The organism is Diplocloster hominis, from assembly GCF_032380655.1.
Taxonomy (GTDB): Bacteria; Bacillota; Clostridia; order Lachnospirales; family Lachnospiraceae; genus Diplocloster; species Diplocloster hominis.
Window position 1 is genome coordinate 12,127 of record NZ_JAWDIY010000048.1, and the last position, 21,389, is coordinate 33,515.

The 21,389-nt window shown below is 49.8% G+C and carries 18 protein-coding genes; 4 read left to right on the plus strand and 14 right to left on the minus strand.

What is annotated here, in order from left to right; translation table 11 throughout:
• Nucleotides 1-93: 93 nt before the first annotated feature.
• From ABC831_RS24295 to ABC831_RS24305, 3 genes are read left to right on the plus strand one after another with little or no spacing between them, the layout of a single operon-like run.
• Nucleotides 94-1,014, plus strand: coding sequence for a carbohydrate ABC transporter permease (locus tag ABC831_RS24295; protein WP_343250660.1), 921 nt, complete (start codon nt 94-96; stop codon nt 1,012-1,014).
• Nucleotides 1,007-1,846, plus strand: coding sequence for a carbohydrate ABC transporter permease (locus ABC831_RS24300; protein WP_343250661.1), 840 nt, complete (start codon nt 1,007-1,009; stop codon nt 1,844-1,846). Before ABC831_RS24295 ends, ABC831_RS24300 begins: the two co-directional genes overlap by 8 nt.
• Before the next feature lie 22 nt (nt 1,847-1,868).
• A complete protein-coding gene (locus ABC831_RS24305; RefSeq protein ID WP_343250662.1) occupies nt 1,869-4,313 on the plus strand; it encodes a GH116 family glycosyl hydrolase in 2,445 nt (814 codons plus the stop codon).
• A 119-nt stretch (nt 4,314-4,432) separates the two neighbouring features.
• Here ABC831_RS24305 and ABC831_RS24310 read toward each other — a convergent pair whose 3' ends face one another.
• The 5 genes from ABC831_RS24310 to ABC831_RS24330 all read right to left on the minus strand — a co-directional run bounded on the left by ABC831_RS24310 (nt 4,433) and on the right by ABC831_RS24330 (nt 10,094).
• Entirely contained in the window at nt 4,433-5,428 is a 996-nt protein-coding gene (locus ABC831_RS24310) for a sugar phosphate isomerase/epimerase family protein (RefSeq protein WP_343250663.1), read from the minus strand.
• Nucleotides 5,429-5,459: 31 nt separating this feature from the next.
• Nucleotides 5,460-5,909: an RbsD/FucU family protein gene (locus ABC831_RS24315; protein WP_343250664.1), complete on the minus strand. Its 450-nt coding sequence runs from the start codon at nt 5,907-5,909 to the stop codon at nt 5,460-5,462.
• A gap of 178 nt (nt 5,910-6,087) precedes the next feature.
• Complete coding sequence (locus tag ABC831_RS24320) at nt 6,088-7,191, minus strand: substrate-binding domain-containing protein (protein ID WP_343250665.1); 1,104 nt, start codon at nt 7,189-7,191, stop codon at nt 6,088-6,090.
• A gap of 319 nt (nt 7,192-7,510) precedes the next feature.
• Nucleotides 7,511-8,494 carry an ABC transporter permease gene (locus tag ABC831_RS24325; protein WP_343250666.1) on the minus strand — a complete coding sequence of 328 codons (984 nt, stop codon included), beginning with the start codon at nt 8,492-8,494 and terminating at the stop codon, nt 7,511-7,513.
• Nucleotides 8,495-8,606: 112 nt separating this feature from the next.
• Nucleotides 8,607-10,094: a sugar ABC transporter ATP-binding protein gene (locus ABC831_RS24330; RefSeq protein WP_343250667.1), complete on the minus strand. Its 1,488-nt coding sequence runs from the start codon at nt 10,092-10,094 to the stop codon at nt 8,607-8,609.
• Between the two features lie 336 nt (nt 10,095-10,430).
• Here ABC831_RS24330 and ABC831_RS24335 point away from each other — a divergent pair, with 336 nt between their 5' ends.
• On the plus strand, nt 10,431-11,339 hold the full coding sequence (locus tag ABC831_RS24335; protein ID WP_343250668.1) for a helix-turn-helix domain-containing protein: 909 nt from the start codon (nt 10,431-10,433) through the stop codon (nt 11,337-11,339).
• A 43-nt stretch (nt 11,340-11,382) separates the two neighbouring features.
• Here the strand turns inward: ABC831_RS24335 and ABC831_RS24340 are convergent, their stop codons facing one another.
• The 9 genes from ABC831_RS24340 to ABC831_RS24380 all read right to left on the minus strand — a co-directional run bounded on the left by ABC831_RS24340 (nt 11,383) and on the right by ABC831_RS24380 (nt 20,172).
• A complete protein-coding gene (locus tag ABC831_RS24340) occupies nt 11,383-12,582 on the minus strand; it encodes a D-alanyl-D-alanine carboxypeptidase family protein (protein WP_343250669.1) in 1,200 nt (399 codons plus the stop codon).
• 223 nt (nt 12,583-12,805) lie between these two features.
• Nucleotides 12,806-13,456 carry a cytidylate kinase-like family protein gene (locus ABC831_RS24345; RefSeq protein ID WP_343250670.1) on the minus strand — a complete coding sequence of 217 codons (651 nt, stop codon included), beginning with the start codon at nt 13,454-13,456 and terminating at the stop codon, nt 12,806-12,808.
• Between the two features lie 12 nt (nt 13,457-13,468).
• Nucleotides 13,469-14,179, minus strand: coding sequence for an ABC transporter ATP-binding protein (locus tag ABC831_RS24350; protein ID WP_343250671.1), 711 nt, complete (start codon nt 14,177-14,179; stop codon nt 13,469-13,471).
• Between the two features lie 12 nt (nt 14,180-14,191).
• Complete coding sequence (locus tag ABC831_RS24355) at nt 14,192-14,950, minus strand: ABC transporter ATP-binding protein (RefSeq protein WP_343250672.1); 759 nt, start codon at nt 14,948-14,950, stop codon at nt 14,192-14,194.
• 1 nt (nt 14,951) lies between these two features.
• Nucleotides 14,952-15,914, minus strand: a complete 963-nt coding sequence (locus ABC831_RS24360; protein WP_343250673.1) for a branched-chain amino acid ABC transporter permease — start codon at nt 15,912-15,914, stop codon at nt 14,952-14,954.
• Nucleotides 15,915-15,923: 9 nt separating this feature from the next.
• Complete coding sequence (locus ABC831_RS24365) at nt 15,924-16,805, minus strand: branched-chain amino acid ABC transporter permease (protein WP_343250674.1); 882 nt, start codon at nt 16,803-16,805, stop codon at nt 15,924-15,926.
• A 132-nt stretch (nt 16,806-16,937) separates the two neighbouring features.
• On the minus strand, nt 16,938-18,161 hold the full coding sequence (locus tag ABC831_RS24370) for an ABC transporter substrate-binding protein (RefSeq protein ID WP_343250675.1): 1,224 nt from the start codon (nt 18,159-18,161) through the stop codon (nt 16,938-16,940).
• Nucleotides 18,162-18,667: 506 nt separating this feature from the next.
• Complete coding sequence (locus tag ABC831_RS24375; RefSeq protein WP_425524625.1) at nt 18,668-19,237, minus strand: putative ABC transporter permease; 570 nt, start codon at nt 19,235-19,237, stop codon at nt 18,668-18,670.
• A 65-nt stretch (nt 19,238-19,302) separates the two neighbouring features.
• The gene (locus tag ABC831_RS24380) at nt 19,303-20,172 is read right to left on the minus strand and encodes a hypothetical protein (RefSeq protein WP_343250677.1); all 870 of its coding nucleotides are present in this window, start codon (nt 20,170-20,172) and stop codon (nt 19,303-19,305) included.
• Nucleotides 20,173-21,389 lie beyond the last annotated feature (1,217 nt).

A 21,389-nucleotide genomic window follows, 5' to 3' on the forward strand; every position in this document is an offset into this window, starting at 1 on the left:
GATTTAAAAAGAGAGTGTCTGACTCTTCGGCACTCTCTTTTTCTTCCCCAACAGCCGCTTGATATGACGTGCTTCAGAAAGGAAATGATCCATATGAAAGGTTCGAAACCAATTGCTGTACATAATTTTGCCAAGAAAAAAAGAAGGAAGGATACCATTGCCGCCTATCTGTTTCTGGCGCCGGCGCTGATCAGTTTTCTGTTATTCATCGGCCTGCCCGTGATTCTCTCCGCGGTCCTGTCTTTCTTCAAATATAATCTGGTCAATCCTCCGACCTTCGCGGGACTTGACAATATCAGGAAAATGTTCACGGACAAAGGACTGTTAAATTCTTTTGCCAATACCTTCAAATTCCTGCTGATCCTCTGCCCGATCCACTGCGGCCTGGGCATGGTTCTGGCGTTCATGGTCTACCGGGCCAAGAGATGCCAGTTCTTCTTCAGAAGCGCCATCTATTTTCCCTCCATTGTCACCACTGCTTCCGTGGCTATCGCGTGGGGCTATCTGTTCTCCACGGATACAGGTGCCATCAACTATTTTATCCGCCTGCTGGGAGGCACCAACGTCCCATGGCTGACCGACCGTGTCGTGGTCTACGTCACCATCGCCATATTCAGCTTCTGGAAATTTATCGGAACCACGTTCCTTTACTACTTTATCGGGATGCAGAATATACCGGATGTCTACTACGAAGCGGCCCAGATCGACGGGGCGAACGTCTTCCAGACGTTCAGGAAGATCACGCTTCCGCTTTTAAGCCCTACGATCTTCTTTGTCATCATTACCAATATTGTCAGTGTGTTCCAGATCTTCGACGAGCCCTATCTGCTGACCAACGGCGGCCCCGGCAGCGCTACCAAGACCATTGCTCTCGAGATCTACCAGACAGCGTTTCAGGATATGAACATCGGCTATGGCGGAGCGATCTCCTTTGTCCTGTTCGCGCTGATCCTTATTATCACGCTTATTCAGTTTGTAGGTCAGAAGAAATGGGTGGTGTACGATTATGAATAGAAATAAACTGAAATATAAATTACCGCAGATCGCACTGATCCTCTTTTTGTTTTTGCTCTGTATCGTGATGCTGGCGCCTTTTTCCTGGATCATATCCACTTCCCTGCGCCTCCCCAAGGACTCGTTTACTCTGCCGCCGTCTTTTTTCCCTACCAGTTTTCATTTTCAAAACTATCTGGACGTGTTCGCGACATTCCCGTTTGCCAGGGTGATCTTCAACAGTATTAAAATCGCCGTGATCGTGGTACTCGCCAATACTTTTATCTCCACGATGGCCGGTTATGCCTTCGCGCGGATCGACTTCAAGGGGAAGGACTTTATTTTCATGCTGATCCTGTGCGGGATGATGATTCCCATCCAGGCCAAGGTGATACCCACCTACATCGTGATGTCCAAAATGGGACTGGTCGGCACTCATGCATCGCTGATCCTTCCGGCCGTCATAAGCCCGCTGAACATCTTTTTCGTCAGGCAGTATATGAAAACGATCCCTTCCAGTTATGAGGAGGCCGCGTATATCGACGGTTCGGGCAGATTTTCCATCTATTTTAAAATATTCCTGCCCATGTCCAAATCCGTGATCGTGATGACCTCCCTGCTCACCTTCCTGGCTTCGTGGAATGACTTTATCAATCCGTTGATCTTCCTGTCAAAATACGAAAGGATGACTCTGCCGCTGGCGCTAAAGTTCCTGAACGGAGCCAGGGGAAACGGAAGCGTGGCTGTCGTTTTCGCAGGTGTCGCCATGTCCCTGGTGATTCCTACCGTGCTCTATATTATCGGACAGAAACATATTATGCAAAGTGTCGTGATGTCGGGTCTTAAGACCTGATCCGCCCAAGGAGGAGACTGACATGGAATTATTTTCAGAAAAGACTATACAAAAGAACACGAAATTATATACCAATAAAAATCAGGCGTTCCGCGCTGTACTAGGCGGCATTGGTACCGGCAATATCTCCCTTGACGCCGATGGACGGATGTGCGATTTTGAGATGATGAACCATCCGGACAAGGGTCTGAAGATTCCCTACACCTTCTTTTCCCTCTACAGCAGCTTCGGCGGGGAAAAGGGACGCGCCTTTGTGCTGGAGGCAGCACCCAGGGACTTAAGTGAAAAAGCCCTGGGCCGTCCCTCCGGTGAACTTTACGGCCTGCCCCGGATGGACTCCTGCACCATCGAGACCACTTATCCCTATTACCGCTATTATTTCCAGCGGGAGGAGCTTCCTCTCACCGTCACGCTGGAGGCATACACCCCGTTCATACCGCTGGACGCCGTGAATTCCGGCATCCCCGGATTTTCCTGCAAATATAAGATCGGGAATCTCTCCGATCAGACCGCCCGGGTATCCGTCTGCGGCACGATGTACAACTTCACCGGATTTAGCTCCTATGACGGATATGACAGGCTCTATCTGGACGGAGAACCGGTCAATGAACCGTATCAGGAAGGCGCCCTCACCGGCATCCAATTCATCAATCGGGGACTTTCTCCCCTTGCCATAAATTATGGTTCCCTCTCCTTAGCTACCCCGGATTCCGACGTCACAAGTAAGCCCCGATGGCAGGACGGAGGCTGGTGGGACGGCGCGGAGGAATTCTGGCAGGACTTCTCCGCCGATGGATTGCTATCCCCCGACGTATCCTCCGAGGCGGTGGGTTCTAATGTGGTAGCTACCGCTACGCCGCGCCAGATCGGCTCTGTCTGTGTGTCGAGGACACTGCTTCCGGGAGAGAGTACCGAATTTCTCTTCTATGTGTCGTGGTATTTTCCGAACCGGTACGGCTGGTGGCCCGACGGCCACTGTACTCCCCAGGAGAAGTCCGCGCATGACCGGGTCTTCCGGAACTACTACAGCACACTTTGGACCGACGCCCGGGATGTCACCCGCTATCTTTACCATAACGAAGCTCTCCTGGAGCGGGAGAGCCGTAACTTTGCCAACGCGCTCTACAGCACGACTCTGGACGCGGATATCATCGAATCCCTGGTATCCGCCATCACCGTGCTGCGTTCCAACACCTGCTTTCGGATCGCCGACGGCAGATTCTTCGGGTGGGAGGGCTGCTTCGAGCACGCCGGAAGCTGCGCAGGGACCTGCACCCACGTCTGGAACTATGCTCAGGCGCTGGCGTTTCTGTTCCCCGAGCTGGAGATCAGCGCCCGCAAAACCGAGCTGCTGGAAGAGACTGACGAGACCGGCTGCATGGCCTTTCGCGCCAAGCGGCTGCTGGACGGCTGCAAATGGGATATGCTTCCCGCCACCGACGGTCAGTTGGGCAGTATCTTAAGAGTATACCGGGAATGGAAGCTTACCGGCGACGATGCCTTCCTGCGTGAAGTTTGGGACAAAGTAGTCCTGGCCATGGACTACTCCCTGGAAACCTGGGATCAGGACGGCGACTTCGTACTGGAAAGTAAGCAGCACAACACTTACGACATCGAATTCTACGGTCTGAACTCCCTGACCAACTCCATTCTCTACGCAGCCTTAAAAGCCTGCTCCCAGATGGCAGAATACCTGGGTCAGGGTGACCTGTCCAGGCGCTGGTCTGACATCCTGGAAGCTGGCTCCGCCAGGATGGACACCCTTCTCTTCAACGGCTCCTACTACGAGCAGAGCATCCCGCCCGAGGATCTGAACCGCTACAAATACCAATACGGAAAAGGCTGTCTGGCTGATCAGCTATTAGGACAGGAATTCGCCCATCTCTACGGACTGGGCTACGTTCTGCCGCGCGAACACGTCCGGAAAGCCGTTCATTCCATATACCGGCATAACTTCAAGCCCCTGTTAAGAGATCATGAGAGCGTCCAGCGCGCCTATGCCTATCCCGATGAAGGCGGCCTCATTCTCTGTTCCTGGCCCGACGGCGGCCGGCCCAAACAGCCCTTTGTCTACAGTGACGAGGTCTGGACCGGCATTGAATACCAGGTAGCCGTCCATCTGATCTATGAAGGTTATCTCCCCGAAGCCATGGACATTATCCACGCCATCCGCCGCCGGTACGACGGAAGCCGCCGAAGTCCTTACAACGAGCAGGAATGCGGCAATCACTACGCCCGTTCCATGGCCGCCTGGGGCCTGCTGATCGCTCTGTCCGGCTACGAATACGACCTGCCCCGCAAAACGCTTTCCTTCCAGCCAAAAGTCACCCCTGATTCCTTCACCTGCTTCTACTCCAACGGCCAGTCCTGGGGACTCTATACCCAATACCGCGACAGCCAGGGTGCTCTGGAATATAAGATCACTCCCTTACACGGCACCCTGGATGGAATAACTATAAACCCCTGACCCTCACCCCCAGGGGCCTGGTCCCTGGCCCTGCTTCCGGGGCCAGCTCCGGGCCTTCCTGATGTGCCTTATTTTGTGAGATAACGCGGGTATTATTCGGGGGGTACCGCCGGCAAAACTTACTGAAACAGGTTCTCCCGAATCACCTTCGTCATCTCACAGGGATTGCCTTCATCGATCAGCCCGCCTAACCGTTCGAATCCGATCCGGTCTATGGCTTCGTCATATTTCTGCATGTTCAGGACACTTTGGCGGGTAGCCTCGTACTGGTTCTCGCGGTAAGGGAAGATGTCTACGGAAATGAAACCGTCATAATCCGCTTTACGCAGGGCGTAGAACATCTCGATGAACTCGGTCAGACGCAGGGCGCCCACCATCATGTCGTCATCCCACAGGTTATAATTGTCGTTGGCATGGATCATAAACAGTTTGTGATAGCGTGCGGCCACCTCGATGTTCTGGGCAACACTTTGCTGGGCCTGGAAAACATGGCCTGTGTCGATAGCTACGCCTACGTTGGGGCGGTCCACTTCCATACAGACTAATAAGGCGGTCATGGTGGTGTCGATCAGGCAGCGGTTCCTGGGCTCTCTGATTTTACCTTCCAGGGTCAGTTTGATGTCCGGGTTGTAGTCAGCCAGTTCGCGGACATTTCCGATCAGATAATCCCACTGTTTCGTATAGTCTGTCTGAAGGGGATAGTCAAAACCGTCCTGTCCCAGCCACAGATTGACACTGGGACTGCCTACCAGTCTGGCGTTGAAGTCAATGTTCTGTTTGCACAGATCCATGGCTTCTTTGCGCACTGCCGGGTCGGCAGCAGCTATGGACCCCTTCTGATATTTGCGCTCACCGAAGACCTGAGGAAGAACAGAGGATGCTACCAGATTCGACCCGGTTAGAATCTCATTTACCACTTCAGGATCCGCGTAGGGACCGCTGGGCGCCTGATAGAGATCCGCCCCGGACAATACCTGCATCTGCTCCAGACTTTTGATGACATCCGGGAATTCTACCTGATCTACTTTTGGGTCTTTATATCCGCATTTCATAAACCTGTCTGAAGTCTGTCCCAACGATCCGATAATTGCACTGTACTTTATCTTACTTGCCATATTATAGTCCTCCTCAACTTTTTGTTTGCTTTTATTTTCCTGTGAATTCTCCAATCACGCCTTTTTTCAGAATCATACACGCGTAAAGCGCGTCCTCACTGGTTTGTACTGTCACAAAACTATTCTTTGCTCTTTCGTAGAACTCGAAGCGTTCCATCTGTTTCATTCCCTTATATGCCCCGCAAAAGTCGTTGGCCCGGATGATCCGGTCGTAGTCGCCCCAGATCGGAGGTATCCCCTCATATAATTCTCCGGGGGTCATCACATTGACCGGGTCTGGAACAAAGACATCCAACGGCATCAGCTTTAAGACCGCTTCCAGGATTTCAGTGGCTCTGATTCCTTTTGTGTATACACAGCGTTTGGACATTGTATAGGAAGGAAAATTGATGTCCCCGATGACGATTTCATCTCCGTGTCCCATTTGCATCAGTGCCAGCATCAGTTCTGGCGGAATTACTTCCGGAATATTTTTCAGCATATTTTCCTCCATTTGTGCGTTATTTTGCACATATAGGTATGGGTGAACTGATTTTTTGTTCAACCGTTCCTCCATTTGTGCGTTTTTGCACATTTTACCCCCACAATTAATTGTTGTGTACACATACCGCAGTGGCTTGCGGTATGTGTACATGCTCTACACGGTAAGTATCCTCTACTTATTTTACAGCATTTGCCCAGTTGGTCTCATCGTCCACGTTGGTGGAGTCGATTACATAGTGACCCTGGATCTGATCCTTCTCGACCGTTTCTCCGTTGACTGCCTGAATCGCCAGCTCGATTGCCTTTTTCCCCATACCGATGGGATCCTGTGATATGGTTACGTCAATGCTTCCCTGGCGGATCGCTTCCAGAGCGTCGGCCACGCCGTCAATACCAACGATATAGATGTGTTCTTTGTCACCGGCGGGTTTTAAAAGGCCTGCTCCTTCAATTGCTTTGAGGGCACCAAGGGTGCAGTCGTCATTGTGTCCGTATACGGCATCGAATTCCGGCTGTGCCTGGATGATATTCTGCATAACGTTCAGGGATGTCTCCTGGTTAAAATCGCCAGCCTGCTGTGCCACGACTTCGATATCCGGATATTTTTCTTCCAGCTGCTTATGAAAGCCTTCTCCACGGTCTCTGGTAGCCGATGCGCCGGCCAGACCTTCGATCTCTACCACTTTGCCTTTGGGCTCACCGTATTTATCCGTCAGGAACTCCGCGATCTTATCGGCGGCGATGGCGCCCATGGCCACATTATCTGTAGCCAGGAATGCGGTGTATCCGTCACTGGTGGACCCGCGGTCCGCGTAGATCAAAGGGATTCCGGCATCTATCGTTTTCTGCTGCGCGGTAACGATGGCGTCGCTGTCAATGGGATTGCAGATAATGGCATTGGCTCCCTGGGAAATCAGATCTTCGATCTGGGATGTCTGTTTCGCCGTATCATTGTCCGCATTGGTCTCCACAAGTTTCACTCCATTTGCCTCGGCAGCTTCTTCCAGACCCAGTTTCATGGCTACAAAGAATTCGTTGGTGAGCGTTGAAATACTGGTACCGATCGTTATGTCCCCTGCCGCCGGTGCCTGATCCCCTGCGGAATCTGCGTCCGGTGAAGCTGCCGGTTCTGCTGTTTTGGTCTCACCAGATGACGTACTGCCGGCTGTCCCCCCGGATGCCGCCGGTTCCTCTTTCTGTGCTCCACAGGCGCTTAACGCTGCCATAACCATGGACATACATACGAGAACTGCCAATACTTTTCTAAAACTTCTTTTCATACTGCTACCTCCTTCTTCGGATTGCTCCAATACCTTCCTTGACAATTGTATTTGCTTATCGAAATAAAATCTTTACATAGGAACTGGTAACAGACCTGCCTGTTTTTGGGTTATTTTCGCTATTCCATTTTTACTTGCTTTTTATCTTTTTTCATTCCTTACCGTGTAGAGTTTTTCATTGCAAGCAAGACATCATCCGCCATTATGTAATGTTTACCTTACTTATATTGGTATAATGGTAATTAAGGCTCCGCTAATTTGGGAAGATGGCAGGTTATTTACCGCACGATTCCTATCTGCCGATTCTATCAGCCATGAATTAAGTTAACTCACTTCTATTTTTCAGAGTATCCAGAAGTACCGCAATCAGGATCACGACACCCCGTACCACCCCGGTATAGAATGTATTCACATTCAAAAGATTCATACCGTTATTCAGAACACTTAAGATCAGCACTCCTGCCAGTGTCCCTTTCATCGTTCCGCGGCCGCCCGCCAGACTGGCGCCTCCGATTACGGCAGCTCCGATGGCATCCATCTCCAGACAGTCTCCCGCTGTGGATACGGCCGTTCCCAGCCGGGCCGTCAGTATCATAGCGGCCAGTCCCGCTGTAAACCCACTGACCCCGTAGACGCACATTTCGATCCGCTTCGTGTGAATCCCGGACAATTCCGTGGCTTCCCGGTTACCGCCCAGCGCATAGATCCCGCGTCCAAAGGTCGTAAATTTCAGGACATAGAAGGCGATCAGGTATACCAAAAACATGATCAGTACAGCGATCGGGATAACCCCTGCGATATAACCATTTCCGATCAGCTGATAACTCTTCGGTATGCCGGAGATGGTCTTGCCCTGTGTGAATACCAATGTAAATCCCCGTCCAATGGACATTCCGGCCAGTGTTACGATAAAAGCCGGAACCTTGAGCCTGCTGATCAGGATTCCCTGTATGAACCCAAAGACGGTTGACACGGACAGCATAATCAGAACGCCGATCACCACCGGTGCCCCGTTTTTCATGGCAGCCGCCCCCAGTGCGGCACACAGTGCCAGGACAGATCCCACCGACAGATCGATTCCACCTGTAATCACCACATAAGTCATACCCACAGCGGCCATCCCCATGGTGGTGGACTGCATCAGAATATTCATGATATTCTTTACCGTCAGAAATCTGGGGGTACATATCGTCAGTATCAGGCACATGACTACCAGAGCGGCCAGAATAATGTTTTGAGAAAGGAATCCCGCTACTGGATTATGCTTATTCTGTGCTATGACAGCATCTGTTGATTTCTTCATAATTTTCCTCCAAGCGTGCATTTTTTTTTGCACATATAGGTATGGGTGAACGCTTTTTGTTCAACCGTTCCTCCATGCGTGCGTTTTTTTGCACATATAGGTATACCGGTACTCAACCTCCGATGGCGTACTTGATCACCTGTTCCTGGGTAAGTTCTTCGTGATCCAGGATTCCTGTGATCCTGCCTTCATGCATCACCGCCACCCGGTCACTCATTTTAATCACTTCCGGCATCTCGGATGAAATCAGAATCACCGAGCGTCCGGAATTTGTCACCTCATTGATCAGTTCATAGATCTCCGCCTTTGTTCCAATATCAATGCCTCTGGTCGGGTCGTCCAGAATCATCACTTCCGGGTTGGTCAGCATACACTTTCCGATTACCACCTTTTGCTGATTACCTCCGGACAGGGTTCCCGTGATCTGCTCTTTTCCGGTACATTTGATATGTAAGGCTTCGATTTGTTCATCGGCCATCCCTTTTTCCTTCTGGGTGTCAATATAACCAAAGGCCTTGCGTATTTTATAAATCATAGACAGCACCGTATTGTTCTCCACATCCTGGGACAGAATCAGTCCCTGTTTTTTCCGGTCCTCCGGTACCAGATAGATGCCGCTTCGGATCGCATCCCTGGGACTTTTGATGTCTACCTTCTGCCCATTCATGAGGATCTCCCCGCCGTCTTTTTTATCCGCTCCGAAAATCAGACGTACCAATTCACTTCTGCCCGCTCCCACAAGCCCCGCGATCCCGAACACCTCGCCGCGTCTCACAGTGAAGCTCACATCTTTTACATACTTTCCCCTGGTCAGATTTCTGACTTCCAGAAGCGGCTCTCCCGGGCTATTGGTCTTGACCGGGAATCTCTGGGAGATCTCCCTGCCGACCATCATCCGGATCAGCTCATTTTCCGATACATCCTTTACCGGTTTATCTCCCATGTCCTGTCCATCCCGCAGCACCTGGACCCGGTCACAGCATTCCGCGATCTCTTCCAGCTTGTGGGAAATAAAAACGATGCCCACGCCTTTCTTTTTCAGCACATCCATGGTGCGAAACAGATTCTGTGTCTCCTCCGTTGTCAGCGACGATGTGGGTTCATCCATAAGGATCACCTTGGCGTTATAGGACAGGACCTTGGCGATCTCCGTCAGCTGCTGCTCCGCGATGGACAAAAGCCGGACTTCTCTGTGCGGGTTTAACTTCAGGCCGTAGGCGCTTAACAGTTCTTCCACCTGCTGATAAAGTTTTTTGTACTGTACGGTTCCCAGCCGGTTCTTCGGAAGCCGCCCCATATAAATATTTTCCGCCACACTCATATTGCTGTGCAGTTTCAGCTCCTGATGCACGATAGCGATTCCCAGCTCAAACGCGTCATTTACTCCCTGCATCTTAACAGACTGTCCCCGCACCCGGATTTCCCCCTCGTCCGGCTGGTAGATGCCGCTTAAGACATTTAACAGCGTCGATTTTCCGGCTCCGTTTTCGCCCAGCAGCCCCAATATTTCGCCGCTGTTTACGGTAATATTTACATCCTGCAGGGCCTTGACTCCGGGAAAAAACTTAGAAATATGGCTGGCCTTTAATAACTCTTCCATAACCTCCTCCTTTCTGACTCAGAACGTTCCTGCTGAACCCTTTCCCCAATCCCTTCTTTCCTTTTCGCTCATCGCTTCACATTATCGTCAACTTTCTTCTCAACACAACTTTCTTAACACAACTTTCTTCTCAACCGGTTGATTTCCACATTTGATTATAATATAATTATAAAGATGTTTTTGCCGTTTTAATATAATATTTTGGACTTTTCATATAATAATCGAGCCATTTTTGACATTTCAGAATATTATCAGTCAAAACTCATGTTCTATCTGTACAAATGACACAAAAGAAATAAACAGAACAAATAACCCAAGAAAAGGATGAGGCCGAACATGATAATCAACGAAATACGCCTGAGCAATAACCGCCAGGAAATGATCGAAGGAATGACGCCGGAGTTTCCCTACAGCGTCCATTACTGTAATATGAAAAATTATATCGGACACACCGTGCCCTGGCACTGGCATGAAGAGGTGGAGTTTTTCTACATTTTAAAAGGGACTCTGGTGTATACCACCAACAATAACCGCTACGCGGTTTCGGAAGGTACCGGCGGCTTTGTCAATTCGAATGTATTACACACGGAAACTTCCCTGGATTCCTCCAACGACGTAATCTTTACCGCCCACAAATTCAGCACGCTGTTCCTGGGCGGCTTTCTCAACAGCGTCTTTGAGCAGAAATATCTGAAACCGGTTCTGAACTGCCATACCCTGGAGTTTTACCGTTTCGACCAAAATACAAAGGAGCACCGGCTAGTGCAGGCGCTCCTGAAAAAGGCTTATCATGTGGCTAAGGGTGAGGATTTGTTCTACGAATTCAAGCTGAGGGAATACTTTACGGAAATCTGGAAAACGCTCTATCTGGAAAATGAGGAACTGATCTTCAGCAAACAGCCCCGGGCCCTGGCGGACAATGAGCGAATCCGGGATATGCTGCAGTTTATCCACACCCATTACACAGAAAAGATTATGCTGGAGGATATCGCCTCCGTCGCCTGCCTCAGCAAACGGGAATGTACCCGCTGCTTTAAAAAGAACCTACAGATGTCGCCGATGGAATACGTCATCCAATACCGCATTCTGCAGGCCGCGGCCATGCTCCGGGAGACTGACGAATCGGTCGTAAACGTGGGGATGCTCAATGGTTTCTGCACCAGCAGCTATTTCGGAAAAACCTTCCGTGAATACTTCGGGCGTACGCCGCAGGAATACCGGAAACGATATGCAGGACGCTCCTGAGAAAGACCGCCCGAAAGCCTTTCCCGAACGAAAGGTGGAACCGCTACAGCAAAAGTACCTTGAAAGCTCTCCCCAGGTAATCCTTAAACGTCGCTTTTGCTACATCCTGGACAAACTTGATTTCCACTTTTCCGATTTCCTGGCCGTTCAGCAGGTAAACGGCCTGGCCGGCGATGCCGTCCTTAGCTACCGGAGCTTCGGTCTCGGGCTCCACACGGATCTCTTTGGTTACACCGCTTAAGTCCGCGCCGTTTAAGTCCAGGTAGTGGAATTCACCTGCGTAGGCGATTCCCACTTCATTCTCCACACCTTTTTTTACCGCCACATTGGGCAGCGGGTCCTGATTTAAGTCTTCATATGTTCTGGCTTTTGCGAACCCGAAATCCAGCATTTTTGACGCATCCTGGAACCGCACCTTGAAATCCGGGGCTGCCATAACGACTGCGATCAGCTGGACCCCATTACGCATCGCAGTGGCTGAGACACAGTACTTTGCCAGACTCGTACTGCCTGTCTTCAGGCCGTTGCAGCCGTCGTACTGGCGCACCAGTTTGTTGGTGTTCGACAGTGTGAATTGGGAGGTGCCCTGGTTGGTTACATGGGTGATGTCCTCCATCCAGATCGAAGAATACTTATGTATTTCCGGGTATTTGGTGATAAGTTCCCGGGACATGATGGCTACGTCTCTGGCTGATGTCAGATGTGTATCCGACTCAGTCAGGCCGCAGCAGTCCTCAAAATGAGTCTGCTCCATACCCAATCCCTGCGCCCTGGCATTCATCATGCCGATGAATTCCGGTTCGCTGCCCGCTATAAACTCGGCCATGGCTACGGAAGCGTCATTTCCTGACGCCACCACAATACATTTGATCAATGTCTCTACCGTCTGTTTTTCCCCTTCTTCCAGGAATACCTGTGATCCTCCCATGGATTTCGCATAGGCGCTGGTGGTAACCTCATCCTGAAGATGTATTTTCCCCTCCGCCAGGGCGTCAAAGGTCAGGATCAGTGTCATAATCTTTGTGATACTGGCAGGTCTGAGCCTTTCGGTACTGTTCTTTTCGTAAATCACCTGTCCGGTGGAAGCTTCCATCAGAATTGCCGAAGGAGCCGCCAGATCCAGTCCTCCCTGTACTTCCTGACCTTCCTGCTGTTCAGGTGTCTCTTCCGCATATACAGGTACCACCGGGAACAAAGATAAACACAGTCCGACGGTTAAAATGAAAGTCAGAATACGTTTCATGTAATTCTCCCCTGTTTTATTTTCTACTACTAATGTAATAGAGATAGGGAAAAATTATGTCATAAATTTTGACGTAACACGACATGGAGGCGTTGGATGAACTGTTTTCTGCTGTATGTACCGTCCGCAGGCGCCCTCCACGCCTCCGTCCCCATTCGCAAAAAAAGGCCATAGCACAGCCCGCTACTGCACTACAGCCTCATTTTATTCAAACCGCTTCGCATCAATAAGAACAGATCCCGCTCTCATCCCCGTATTTCTTCCGGATCTGGATATAGGACTTAATCGCCTCCACGCAGCCCTCAAAACCCAGCCGGCTGCTGTTCAGACACAGATCATAATTATTTACATCTTCCCACTCGCTTCCGGTGTAATACTTGTAGTATTCCGCCCGGTGCTTGTCGGTTTTCTGGATAAACCGCTCCATCTCTTTCTCGGTCATGCTGTTTCGCTCCATGGCCCTGGCCATACAATAATCATGGGGCGCATGAACGAACACACGGGTCAGTCCCGGTTCATCCCTCAGCACAAAGTCCGCCGCACGCCCGATCACAACGAAATCTTCCGTCTGCGCCAGTTCTTTTAAAATCTTCGCCTGATAGTTAAACAGGTTATCATTGGATACAAACTCATCGCTCTCCGGCCCGATCAGCTCTCCTTTGTATACGGTGCTGGCCATTTTAAAAAGCTGGGAATTGCGCAGCTTCTCGTCCGCCTGGGCGAACAGCTGCTCGCTGATTCCGCTGTCTTCGGAAGCCATTTTCATAATCTCCCTGTCATAGCAGGGAATACCCAGGTCCTCTGCCAGCATATGGCCGATGGTCTTACCGCCGCTGCCGTACTGCCGTGCAATTGCAATAATCATATGACTCATGATAATTCCCCCCTACTCTCCCAGATACGCTTTTTTCACCGATTCATTATTCATCAGGTCGGAAGCTTTTCCTTCCAGCGCAATATTGCCGGTTTCCAGAACATAAGCCCGGTCAGCGATATCCAACGCCTTTTTCGCATTCTGCTCCACAAGAAGTACCGTTGTTCCCTCGGCGCTGACCTGCTTGATAATATCAAAGATTTCATTTACATAGATGGGGGACAATCCCATAGAAGGCTCATCCATCAACAGAATCCTGGGCTTGGACATCAGTGCCCGTCCCATGGCCAGCATCTGCTGCTCCCCTCCGGACAGAGTGCCCGCCAGCTGGCTTTTTCTCTCCTCCAGCCGCGGAAAACGCTTATATACCATTTCCAGGGAAGAACTGATCTCCTCTTTATTCTTTCTCGTATAGGCCCCCAGCCTTAAATTCTCCAAAACCGTCAGTGACGCGAACACACGCCGCCCCTCCGGCACATGGGCCATGCCCAGAGATACGATTTTATGTCCCTGCAGTTTCGTAATATCTTTGCCTTCAAACTCAATCTTACCGGTCTTCGGCGGGATCAGGCCGGTTACTGTGTGCAGGATTGTCGTCTTACCGGCTCCATTGGCCCCGATCAGCGCGATCACCTCGCCCTGGTTTACCTCGAATGAGATTCCTTTGATCGCCTGGATGACACCATAATATACCTTCAGATCCGTAACTTTTAACATCGCCATGTCATCCACCTCCTACTCGCCCAGATATGCCGTCACAACGGCCGGATCATGCAATACCACGTCCGGTGTGCCGCTGGCCAGCTCCGTGCCGAAATTCAAGACCGTCAAATATTCACAGATTCCCGCCACCAGCTTCATGTCATGCTCAATCAGCAGGATCGTTACATCGAATTTATCACGAACCAGCTTGATCGTCTCCATCAGCTCCGCTGTTTCGTTGGGATTCATACCGGCAGCCGGTTCATCCAGCAAAAGCAGCTTTGGATTCGTGGCAAGCGCCCGGGCGATCTCTAACTTCCTCTGCTGTCCATAGGGAAGGTTCGATGCTAAAACTCCCGCCTGCGCGTCCAGACCGAATACGGCAAGGATATCCAAAGCCCTCCGGTCCATCTCTTTTTCCTTCTTAAAGTATCCCGGAAGCCGGAACATAGATGTCCACAGGGAATATTTCGTCTCATTGTGCAGCGCCACCTTCACATTATCCAGCACCGACATTTTCTTAAACAGCCGGATATTCTGGAATGTTCTGGCCACACCGGTCTGGCAGATCTGCGCCGGGTTTTTCCCCACCAGATTTTCTCCATCCAGCTTAATGGTTCCATTGTTCGGCCGGTACACACCGGTCAGCATATTGAACACCGTAGTTTTCCCCGCACCGTTCGGGCCGATCAGCCCGTATAGCATCCCTTTTTTAATGCTGATCGTAAAATCATCCACCGCCCGAAGGCCGCCAAAAGAGATCCCCAAACCATTGACTTCCAATAAAGCCATTTTAATCAACCTCCTTTTGGTGACGCTTGAACAGCTTCATCTCCATCAGCCGTTCTTTAACTTCCGAATTATTAAAGAGCATCATAACAATCAACACGATGGAATACAGCAGCATCCGGTAATCGTCCGCTCCCCGCAGCATTTCCGGGAGCACAGTCAGAATCACCGCAGCGATAATCGATCCCTTGATGCTTCCCATACCGCCAAGAACCACGATAACCAGGATCTCAATGGATTTGTTGTAATCAAATGTCGTAGGCTTGATAATACCCACGTTATGAGCATAAACCACGCCGGCAATCCCTGCGAAAAACGCGCCGATGACAAACGCCAGCACTTTAAAACGGCTCACCGGTATGCCGATGGACTCCGATGCGATATAATTATCCCGCAGGGAACAGATCGCCCGTCCATGCCGTGATTTTACCAGATTCGTAATGATGACAATGGTCAGTATGACCAGGATAAATACCAGTGTATAATGCTGGTAGTTGGAGTACATGGGTATCTTGGAGAGGCCCTTGGAGCCGTTGGTAAACGGCAGCGCATTCAGGATGGATTTTACAATCTCACCAAAAGCCAGTGTTACGATAGCCAGATAATCCCCGTGCAGTCTTAATACCGGTACTCCGATCAGGAAACCGAACACGGCCGCCATCACACCGCCTGCGATCAGCGCCAGGAAGAATTCCGCATAGGACGGCAGTTCCATGGACGTGGAAATCAGAGCTCCTGTATAGGCGCCAATGGACATAAAACAGGCATGCCCCAGGGATAACTCTCCCAGAAACCCGGTAACCAGATTCAGGGATACCGCCAGCATTATGTTAACTCCGATGGGAACGATCAGCGCCGTATACTGACGGTTTAAAATTCCGCTCTTCATCAGTATCGTAAGCAGAATATAGGAAGCTATGATAAATACAATCTCCAGAATAAATCCTTTGCTTAATTTCTTTTTCACGGTCCCCACCTACACTTTCTCTGTACTGTTTTTGCCCATGAGGCCGGAAGGCTTCACCAGCAGCACCACAACCAGCACGCCAAATACGATTGCATCCGCGAGTTCCGTAGAAATATAGGCTTTGGAGATACTTTCAATAATGCCCAGCAGGATACCGCCGATCATCGCTCCGGGCACACTGCCGATCCCTCCCAGAACGGCTGCCACGAACGCTTTGATACCGGGCAGGGCGCCAAGCGTGGGCCGCAAGGACTGATACTGGCATATGTACAGGATACCTGCGACAGCCGCCAGAAAAGAGCCGATCGCAAAGGTCATGGAGATCGTTCTGTTTACATTGATCCCCATCAGCGATGCCGCGCCTTTATCTTCTGAGACTGCCCTCATAGCGCTCCCCGCTTTTGTCTTATTGATAAACAAAGTGAGTGCGACCATACAGACTGTAGTGACCAAAAGGGTTACGATCGTCAGACCGGAAACCGTAACACTGCCAAGCTTGATGGCCGGCACATCGATAATGGACTTGAACGGAATCGGGGTCGCTCCGAAAATCAACAGGGAAGCGCTCTGCAGGAAATAGCTGACACCGATCGCCGTAATCAACACGGCCAGAGGCGGTGCCTTCCGCAGAGGTTTGTAAGCTACCTTCTCTATCCCCACACCCAGGACCGCACAGGTAACGCAGGTCAGCAGTACAGCCGGAATCGCCGGCAGCTGCATATTAATGATGGCCACATACAGAGCATAAGCTCCTACCATAATGATGTCGCCGTGAGCAAAATTGATCATTTTCGCAATTCCGTAAACCATCGTATAGCCCAAAGCGATCAACGCATAGATACTGCCCGTCCTCAAGCCGTTGAGCAACTGTTCTATGATATTTGTCAGCATCCTCTCACCTCTCATATTTCGATTGATACATATCTTTCAAGCTCTCTTGCAAAATATGTATCAACCGAATCCTTTGTTCTTATCAACAACTGGAAAAAGGGCGTCATATAGATGACGCCCTGTCCTCATTCATTAATCTGCTGTATAAGCGTACTGTCCTTCTTTAATTTCGATGAATTTTGCACCCTTATTCGGTTCACCGCTCTTATCGAAGGTCATGGCTCCGGTCAGTCCGTCTACAGTCAGGCCGTCCATTGCAGCGATCAGATCTGCATTCTCAATGGAACCAGCTTTTTCCATAGCCGCTTTCATTACATATACGGCGTCGTAACCATCTGCTGCGAACTGGTCAGGCGTTGCACTGTAAGCAGCCTCATAAGCAGTCGTGAACGCTTTCGCGCTGTCATCACTGGCCAGGAACGGACTTAAGAAAATAGCTCCTTCTACAAAGGCAGGATCTGTAACAGCCGCCAGGACTCCGTCCCATCCGTCACTGCCGAAGAAGGGAAGACTCATTCCCATGTCATTAGCCTGTGCGGTGATATAAGCTGCATCGTTGTAGTATGCCGGTACGAAGATAGCTTCCGCGTCTGTAGCCTTAATCTTGGTCAGCTGTGCGGAGAAGTCTACATCATTCGTCTGGAACGCTTCGCTGGCTACAATCTCGCCGCCTTTTTCCGCTACTACTTCTTCGAATTTATCTTTAATACCTGTGCTGTATTCGTCCGAGGTATTGTAGATTACTGCGATTTTCTTCAGTCCTTTTTTGTCGATCATGAAGTCCGCCATAGCCTGGCCCTGCAGCGGGTCTGTAAAGCAGATACGGAACGCGTTGTCATTTTCAATACAAGCGATCGCGGAACCGGAAGGGGTGATCTGAAGGATTCCATCCTGGTAGGTCAGATCTGTGATCGCCAGGCCAGCGCCGCTGGTAACTGTACCAAGCAGTGCGTTGATTCCGTCATCCATCAGGGACTGGTAAGCGGGAACTACAGTTTCCTCACTCGCCTCGTCATCTTTAAAGTTTAATGCGAACTGATATGTAGTATCTCCTACTTTTACGCCGCCTGCATCGTTGATCTCTTTGATCGCGATCTCAGCACCCTGCTTAACGGAATTACCATAGGAAGCAGCGGAACCGGTCAGGGGCCCTAAACCTCCGATTACAAATGTATTCTCTCCGGCTGCGGGCGCTGCATCGGCATCCGCATCCGCGTCAGAAGCATCGGCTGCCGCGTCATCTGCCGCAGGTTTGCTGTCTTCTGCCGGCGTGCTGCCTTCTTCTTTAGAGCCGCAGGCCACTAAAGACAGAGCCATTACAGAAACTAACATAAGTGAAACCAGTTTCTTTTTCATAAAGTTCTCCTCCTTAAAATGTGTAAAAGATTGTGCCTGGAAAAAGGCCAAAAACGATGAAGACTCCTATGGTAAGAAGCCTTCAGCTTGTTTGTAATCATACTATTTTTGATATTGTTTGTCAACCTATTTCTGTATACAAACATCCATTTTCTTTAATAAGATAAAGTTTTAACCCATTACCGCAGGGGATGTTCTTCCGGGGCTTTTTTGCGCACAAAAAAGGGAGCATCTAACTTCTTCTTAGACACTCCCTCTTTAATTCACTTCGTCCATTGGACTATACCTTCCTTATTAGAAATCTGATGTCTAACCTTACGTTCTCGGTGGTCTGTACCTCCTTTGCTTAGACTTTGAATAAAAAGCTTAAGTTTTTGGTGGCCCGTACCTCTCTTTCTTGATTTCTTTTGATGTTTTTATTATAGGAGGTTTTGTCCAAATTGTCAACACTATTTTTGATTATTTTTTATATTATCTGTCAATTTGTTTTTATGCGGCAAGTTGTCTCACGATATATAAAAGATTCCGCCGCTGCCTTCATCCTGGCTTTCTTTCCTGTTATGATAGATCTTCGTGCAGAATGCGAACAGATAATAGCTGATCAGGCCGATTCCAAGGATTCTTCCAAACATGACCGGATAGGAATCCACAATCCGCTCCACAAAGCTCTGAAGGAACCAGAACTCAAACACCGAATATAGCCCCCATACAATCGAACTCTCCAGGCAGATAATCCCCTGATAATTAAAAGGTTTCTCATTATAGTCCCACCAGACTCCTCCGAATACCCGGATCATTATCTTAGCCGTACAGAACTCAATCGCCGTAGCCATCAACGACCCAAATACAAATAGTTCCAGATAGTTACCTGCAAACGGCCTCAGTACAAAATACACCGTCAGTGCTCCCACACCATAAATCGGGCAAATCGGGCCCCGGATAAAACCACGGTTGGTAAGTTTCTTGTTACAAAATGACATATAGATAGATTCAATCGTCCATCCCAGTATGCTGTAAATAAAAAACCAATGCACTACATAGTATACATCCACACCCATAAACGTATGTCCCAACACTTTTCTTTCCCACCCTTTCTGTCTTTTGATTTTTTGCGCTTTAAACAGCCGGCTGTACTTAAGAACTAATCATCTGTTCTGTGTTTTACAACGCCATACAAAATAAACAATACAACTGCCGCTCCGGCAGCGATGCCGCCCCATTTCACAAAGCCGGCGAAAATCCCGTTTCCCGCAGCCTCCACCATACTGCCCAGGGCTCCGTTACCGGCCAGCGTCTCCGCCAGCGCCCCGCGTCCTACCGTGCCGAGGAACAGATAGATCAATCCAGCGGGTAAAGCCGCGATTCCAGCCCATAACATACACTGTGACATGCTCCGTCGTACCAGACCGGTCAGGAACAGCATGCAGACGATCAGCACGATCAGCAGCACCTTCGTCATTGGCGCGAACAACGTATGTATCAAATTCAGAGTGGATGGGCTTATATTCCCCGCCACCTGCTGCGGCGTCGGTATCACCGCCACTACATAATCAGAAGCCTGCTCTACTACAAACATCAGAGCAGAACGCGCCTCCTGGCTAATGTTCAGCCCATTTTTCTGCGCTACCTCGTCAAGCCCTTCCCCGAACACTTTGGATAGTTCATCCGCTGTAACCGCACCTGCATCTTTGCCCAGAACGATGTAATTCATACAATCCGCAGCATAATCCGAGATAAATCCACTGACAGCGTCTGATTCCAGTATCTGATCCATGGTATCATCGGGAAGCCCGAATAAAACCAGATATTTCTGCGCCTCCCCCATCTTGGCGCCGGCCAGTTCCTTCAGATTAAGCTCTTTTACTACCGTCTTGACATTCTTCTGACTTGCGATCTGTTCCATGGAAATGACCCCGATCAGGCCTGTCAAGCATATAAATACCACCAGACTCAGAACAGCAGCCACAAAACCTGAGAAAACACCGCCGCTCTTTTTTCTTCTTCTGCTCATTTTCTAACCCTCACACTTTTGCTGTCCAAATTACTTGTTCATTATAATGTAAAAGCTTTCAAATAACAACCGCATGCAACAAAAATTTAACAATCCTTAGGAAAAATTAAGAATTCCTTTATGAATGAGATTTGGGGGATGTATTGCAAGGGGCCGGGAAAAGAGGGACGCGGCGGGGGGATTCGGGGATGGGCCGCAAACATCGGGGGGACAAACCGCTTCGGACGGACCTAAGAATGGGTAACTCCGAAGAGGACGAAACCTCCGATTAGCAGGACCCGGGACAAACTCGCCATAGTACGGCTCAAACAGTGTCCCGGGTCCTGCGAGGTTTCGCCCTCTTCTGCGTAACCCATTCTAAGGTCCGTCCTCAAGCGGTTTGTCCCCCCGATGTTTGCGGCCCATCCCCGAATCCCCCCGCCGCGTCCCTCTTTTCCCTACTGTGTATAAGGCCGAGTTCCATGGTCGGATGGTTGTAGTTGCACAGCTGTTTTCATATATCTTGCTGATCTTTGCAGGTCTGTTTTGTAGCTCCTTGAAGATCTGTTTTCAATTAATTATAGACAAATTTTCGTCTCTAGCTGAATATGTTTTGATATTTGTACGTCCACTTCGTTTGTGTAAGCGGATTCGTCTGCTTTGCCTTGAAATCACATTTCCTTTTCTAATAGTGGTCTGAACACCTCTATTAGATCAGAAAGATGTTTTTTTGTATGACTATCGTCGCGTATCCGTTTAGCGGGTGGTTTAACGTTGCGCACAGTTCATTCCTCTGTCGGGAACATCCAAAGCAATAGGCAGGGGCTATGCAACCCGTGAATACAGGGTTTCGCCTGCGAAACTCTCCGTCTGCGGCGGGCCCCGTTAGCGGCATCTTCTTTTTCGCTGCGGTGTGATCCCTGCGGAGCTTTTTAAATTCATAGGAGCGCATTCTTATGGAGATTGGGATGTCTAAAAGGTATGTTTTTGAAAGAATATTGATATATTGCGCATGAAAATGTACGCCGATTGGTATTTCAGACCTTGGACGCTTAGGAATATTTGTTCAAAGTGCGCTATCGTATTTTACAGGCATATCTTTTGACACTCTAGCCTATGAAGTCGCCGCCACCCGTTAAACGGGTGGCTCGGGATGCGGGCTCTAAGCCCGCTCTACTTGGCGACGCCTCAAGGCGCTGGCTTTCTCTTTAATGCCATGGAAAGTCTGCCCTTTGCAG

Coding starts and splice junctions, on each gene's coding strand:
- ABC831_RS24365 (WP_343250674.1), bottom strand. CDS start 16,805: ATGCTGACAAATATCATAGAACAGTTGCTCAACGGCTTGAGGACGGGC.
- ABC831_RS24315 (WP_343250664.1), bottom strand. CDS start 5,909: ATGCTGAAAAATATTCCGGAAGTAATTCCGCCAGAACTGATGCTGGCA.
- ABC831_RS24380 (WP_343250677.1), bottom strand. CDS start 20,172: ATGAGCAGAAGAAGAAAAAAGAGCGGCGGTGTTTTCTCAGGTTTTGTG.
- ABC831_RS24300 (WP_343250661.1), top strand. CDS start 1,007: ATGAATAGAAATAAACTGAAATATAAATTACCGCAGATCGCACTGATC.
- ABC831_RS24355 (WP_343250672.1), bottom strand. CDS start 14,950: ATGGCTTTATTGGAAGTCAATGGTTTGGGGATCTCTTTTGGCGGCCTT.
- ABC831_RS24345 (WP_343250670.1), bottom strand. CDS start 13,456: ATGAGTCATATGATTATTGCAATTGCACGGCAGTACGGCAGCGGCGGT.
- ABC831_RS24370 (WP_343250675.1), bottom strand. CDS start 18,161: ATGAAAAAGAAACTGGTTTCACTTATGTTAGTTTCTGTAATGGCTCTG.
- ABC831_RS24320 (WP_343250665.1), bottom strand. CDS start 7,191: ATGAAAAGAAGTTTTAGAAAAGTATTGGCAGTTCTCGTATGTATGTCC.
- ABC831_RS24330 (WP_343250667.1), bottom strand. CDS start 10,094: ATGGAAGAGTTATTAAAGGCCAGCCATATTTCTAAGTTTTTTCCCGGA.
- ABC831_RS24305 (WP_343250662.1), top strand. CDS start 1,869: ATGGAATTATTTTCAGAAAAGACTATACAAAAGAACACGAAATTATAT.
- ABC831_RS24310 (WP_343250663.1), bottom strand. CDS start 5,428: ATGGCAAGTAAGATAAAGTACAGTGCAATTATCGGATCGTTGGGACAG.
- ABC831_RS24350 (WP_343250671.1), bottom strand. CDS start 14,179: ATGGCGATGTTAAAAGTTACGGATCTGAAGGTATATTATGGTGTCATC.
- ABC831_RS24340 (WP_343250669.1), bottom strand. CDS start 12,582: ATGAAACGTATTCTGACTTTCATTTTAACCGTCGGACTGTGTTTATCT.
- ABC831_RS24335 (WP_343250668.1), top strand. CDS start 10,431: ATGATAATCAACGAAATACGCCTGAGCAATAACCGCCAGGAAATGATC.
- ABC831_RS24325 (WP_343250666.1), bottom strand. CDS start 8,494: ATGAAGAAATCAACAGATGCTGTCATAGCACAGAATAAGCATAATCCA.
- ABC831_RS24295 (WP_343250660.1), top strand. CDS start 94: ATGAAAGGTTCGAAACCAATTGCTGTACATAATTTTGCCAAGAAAAAA.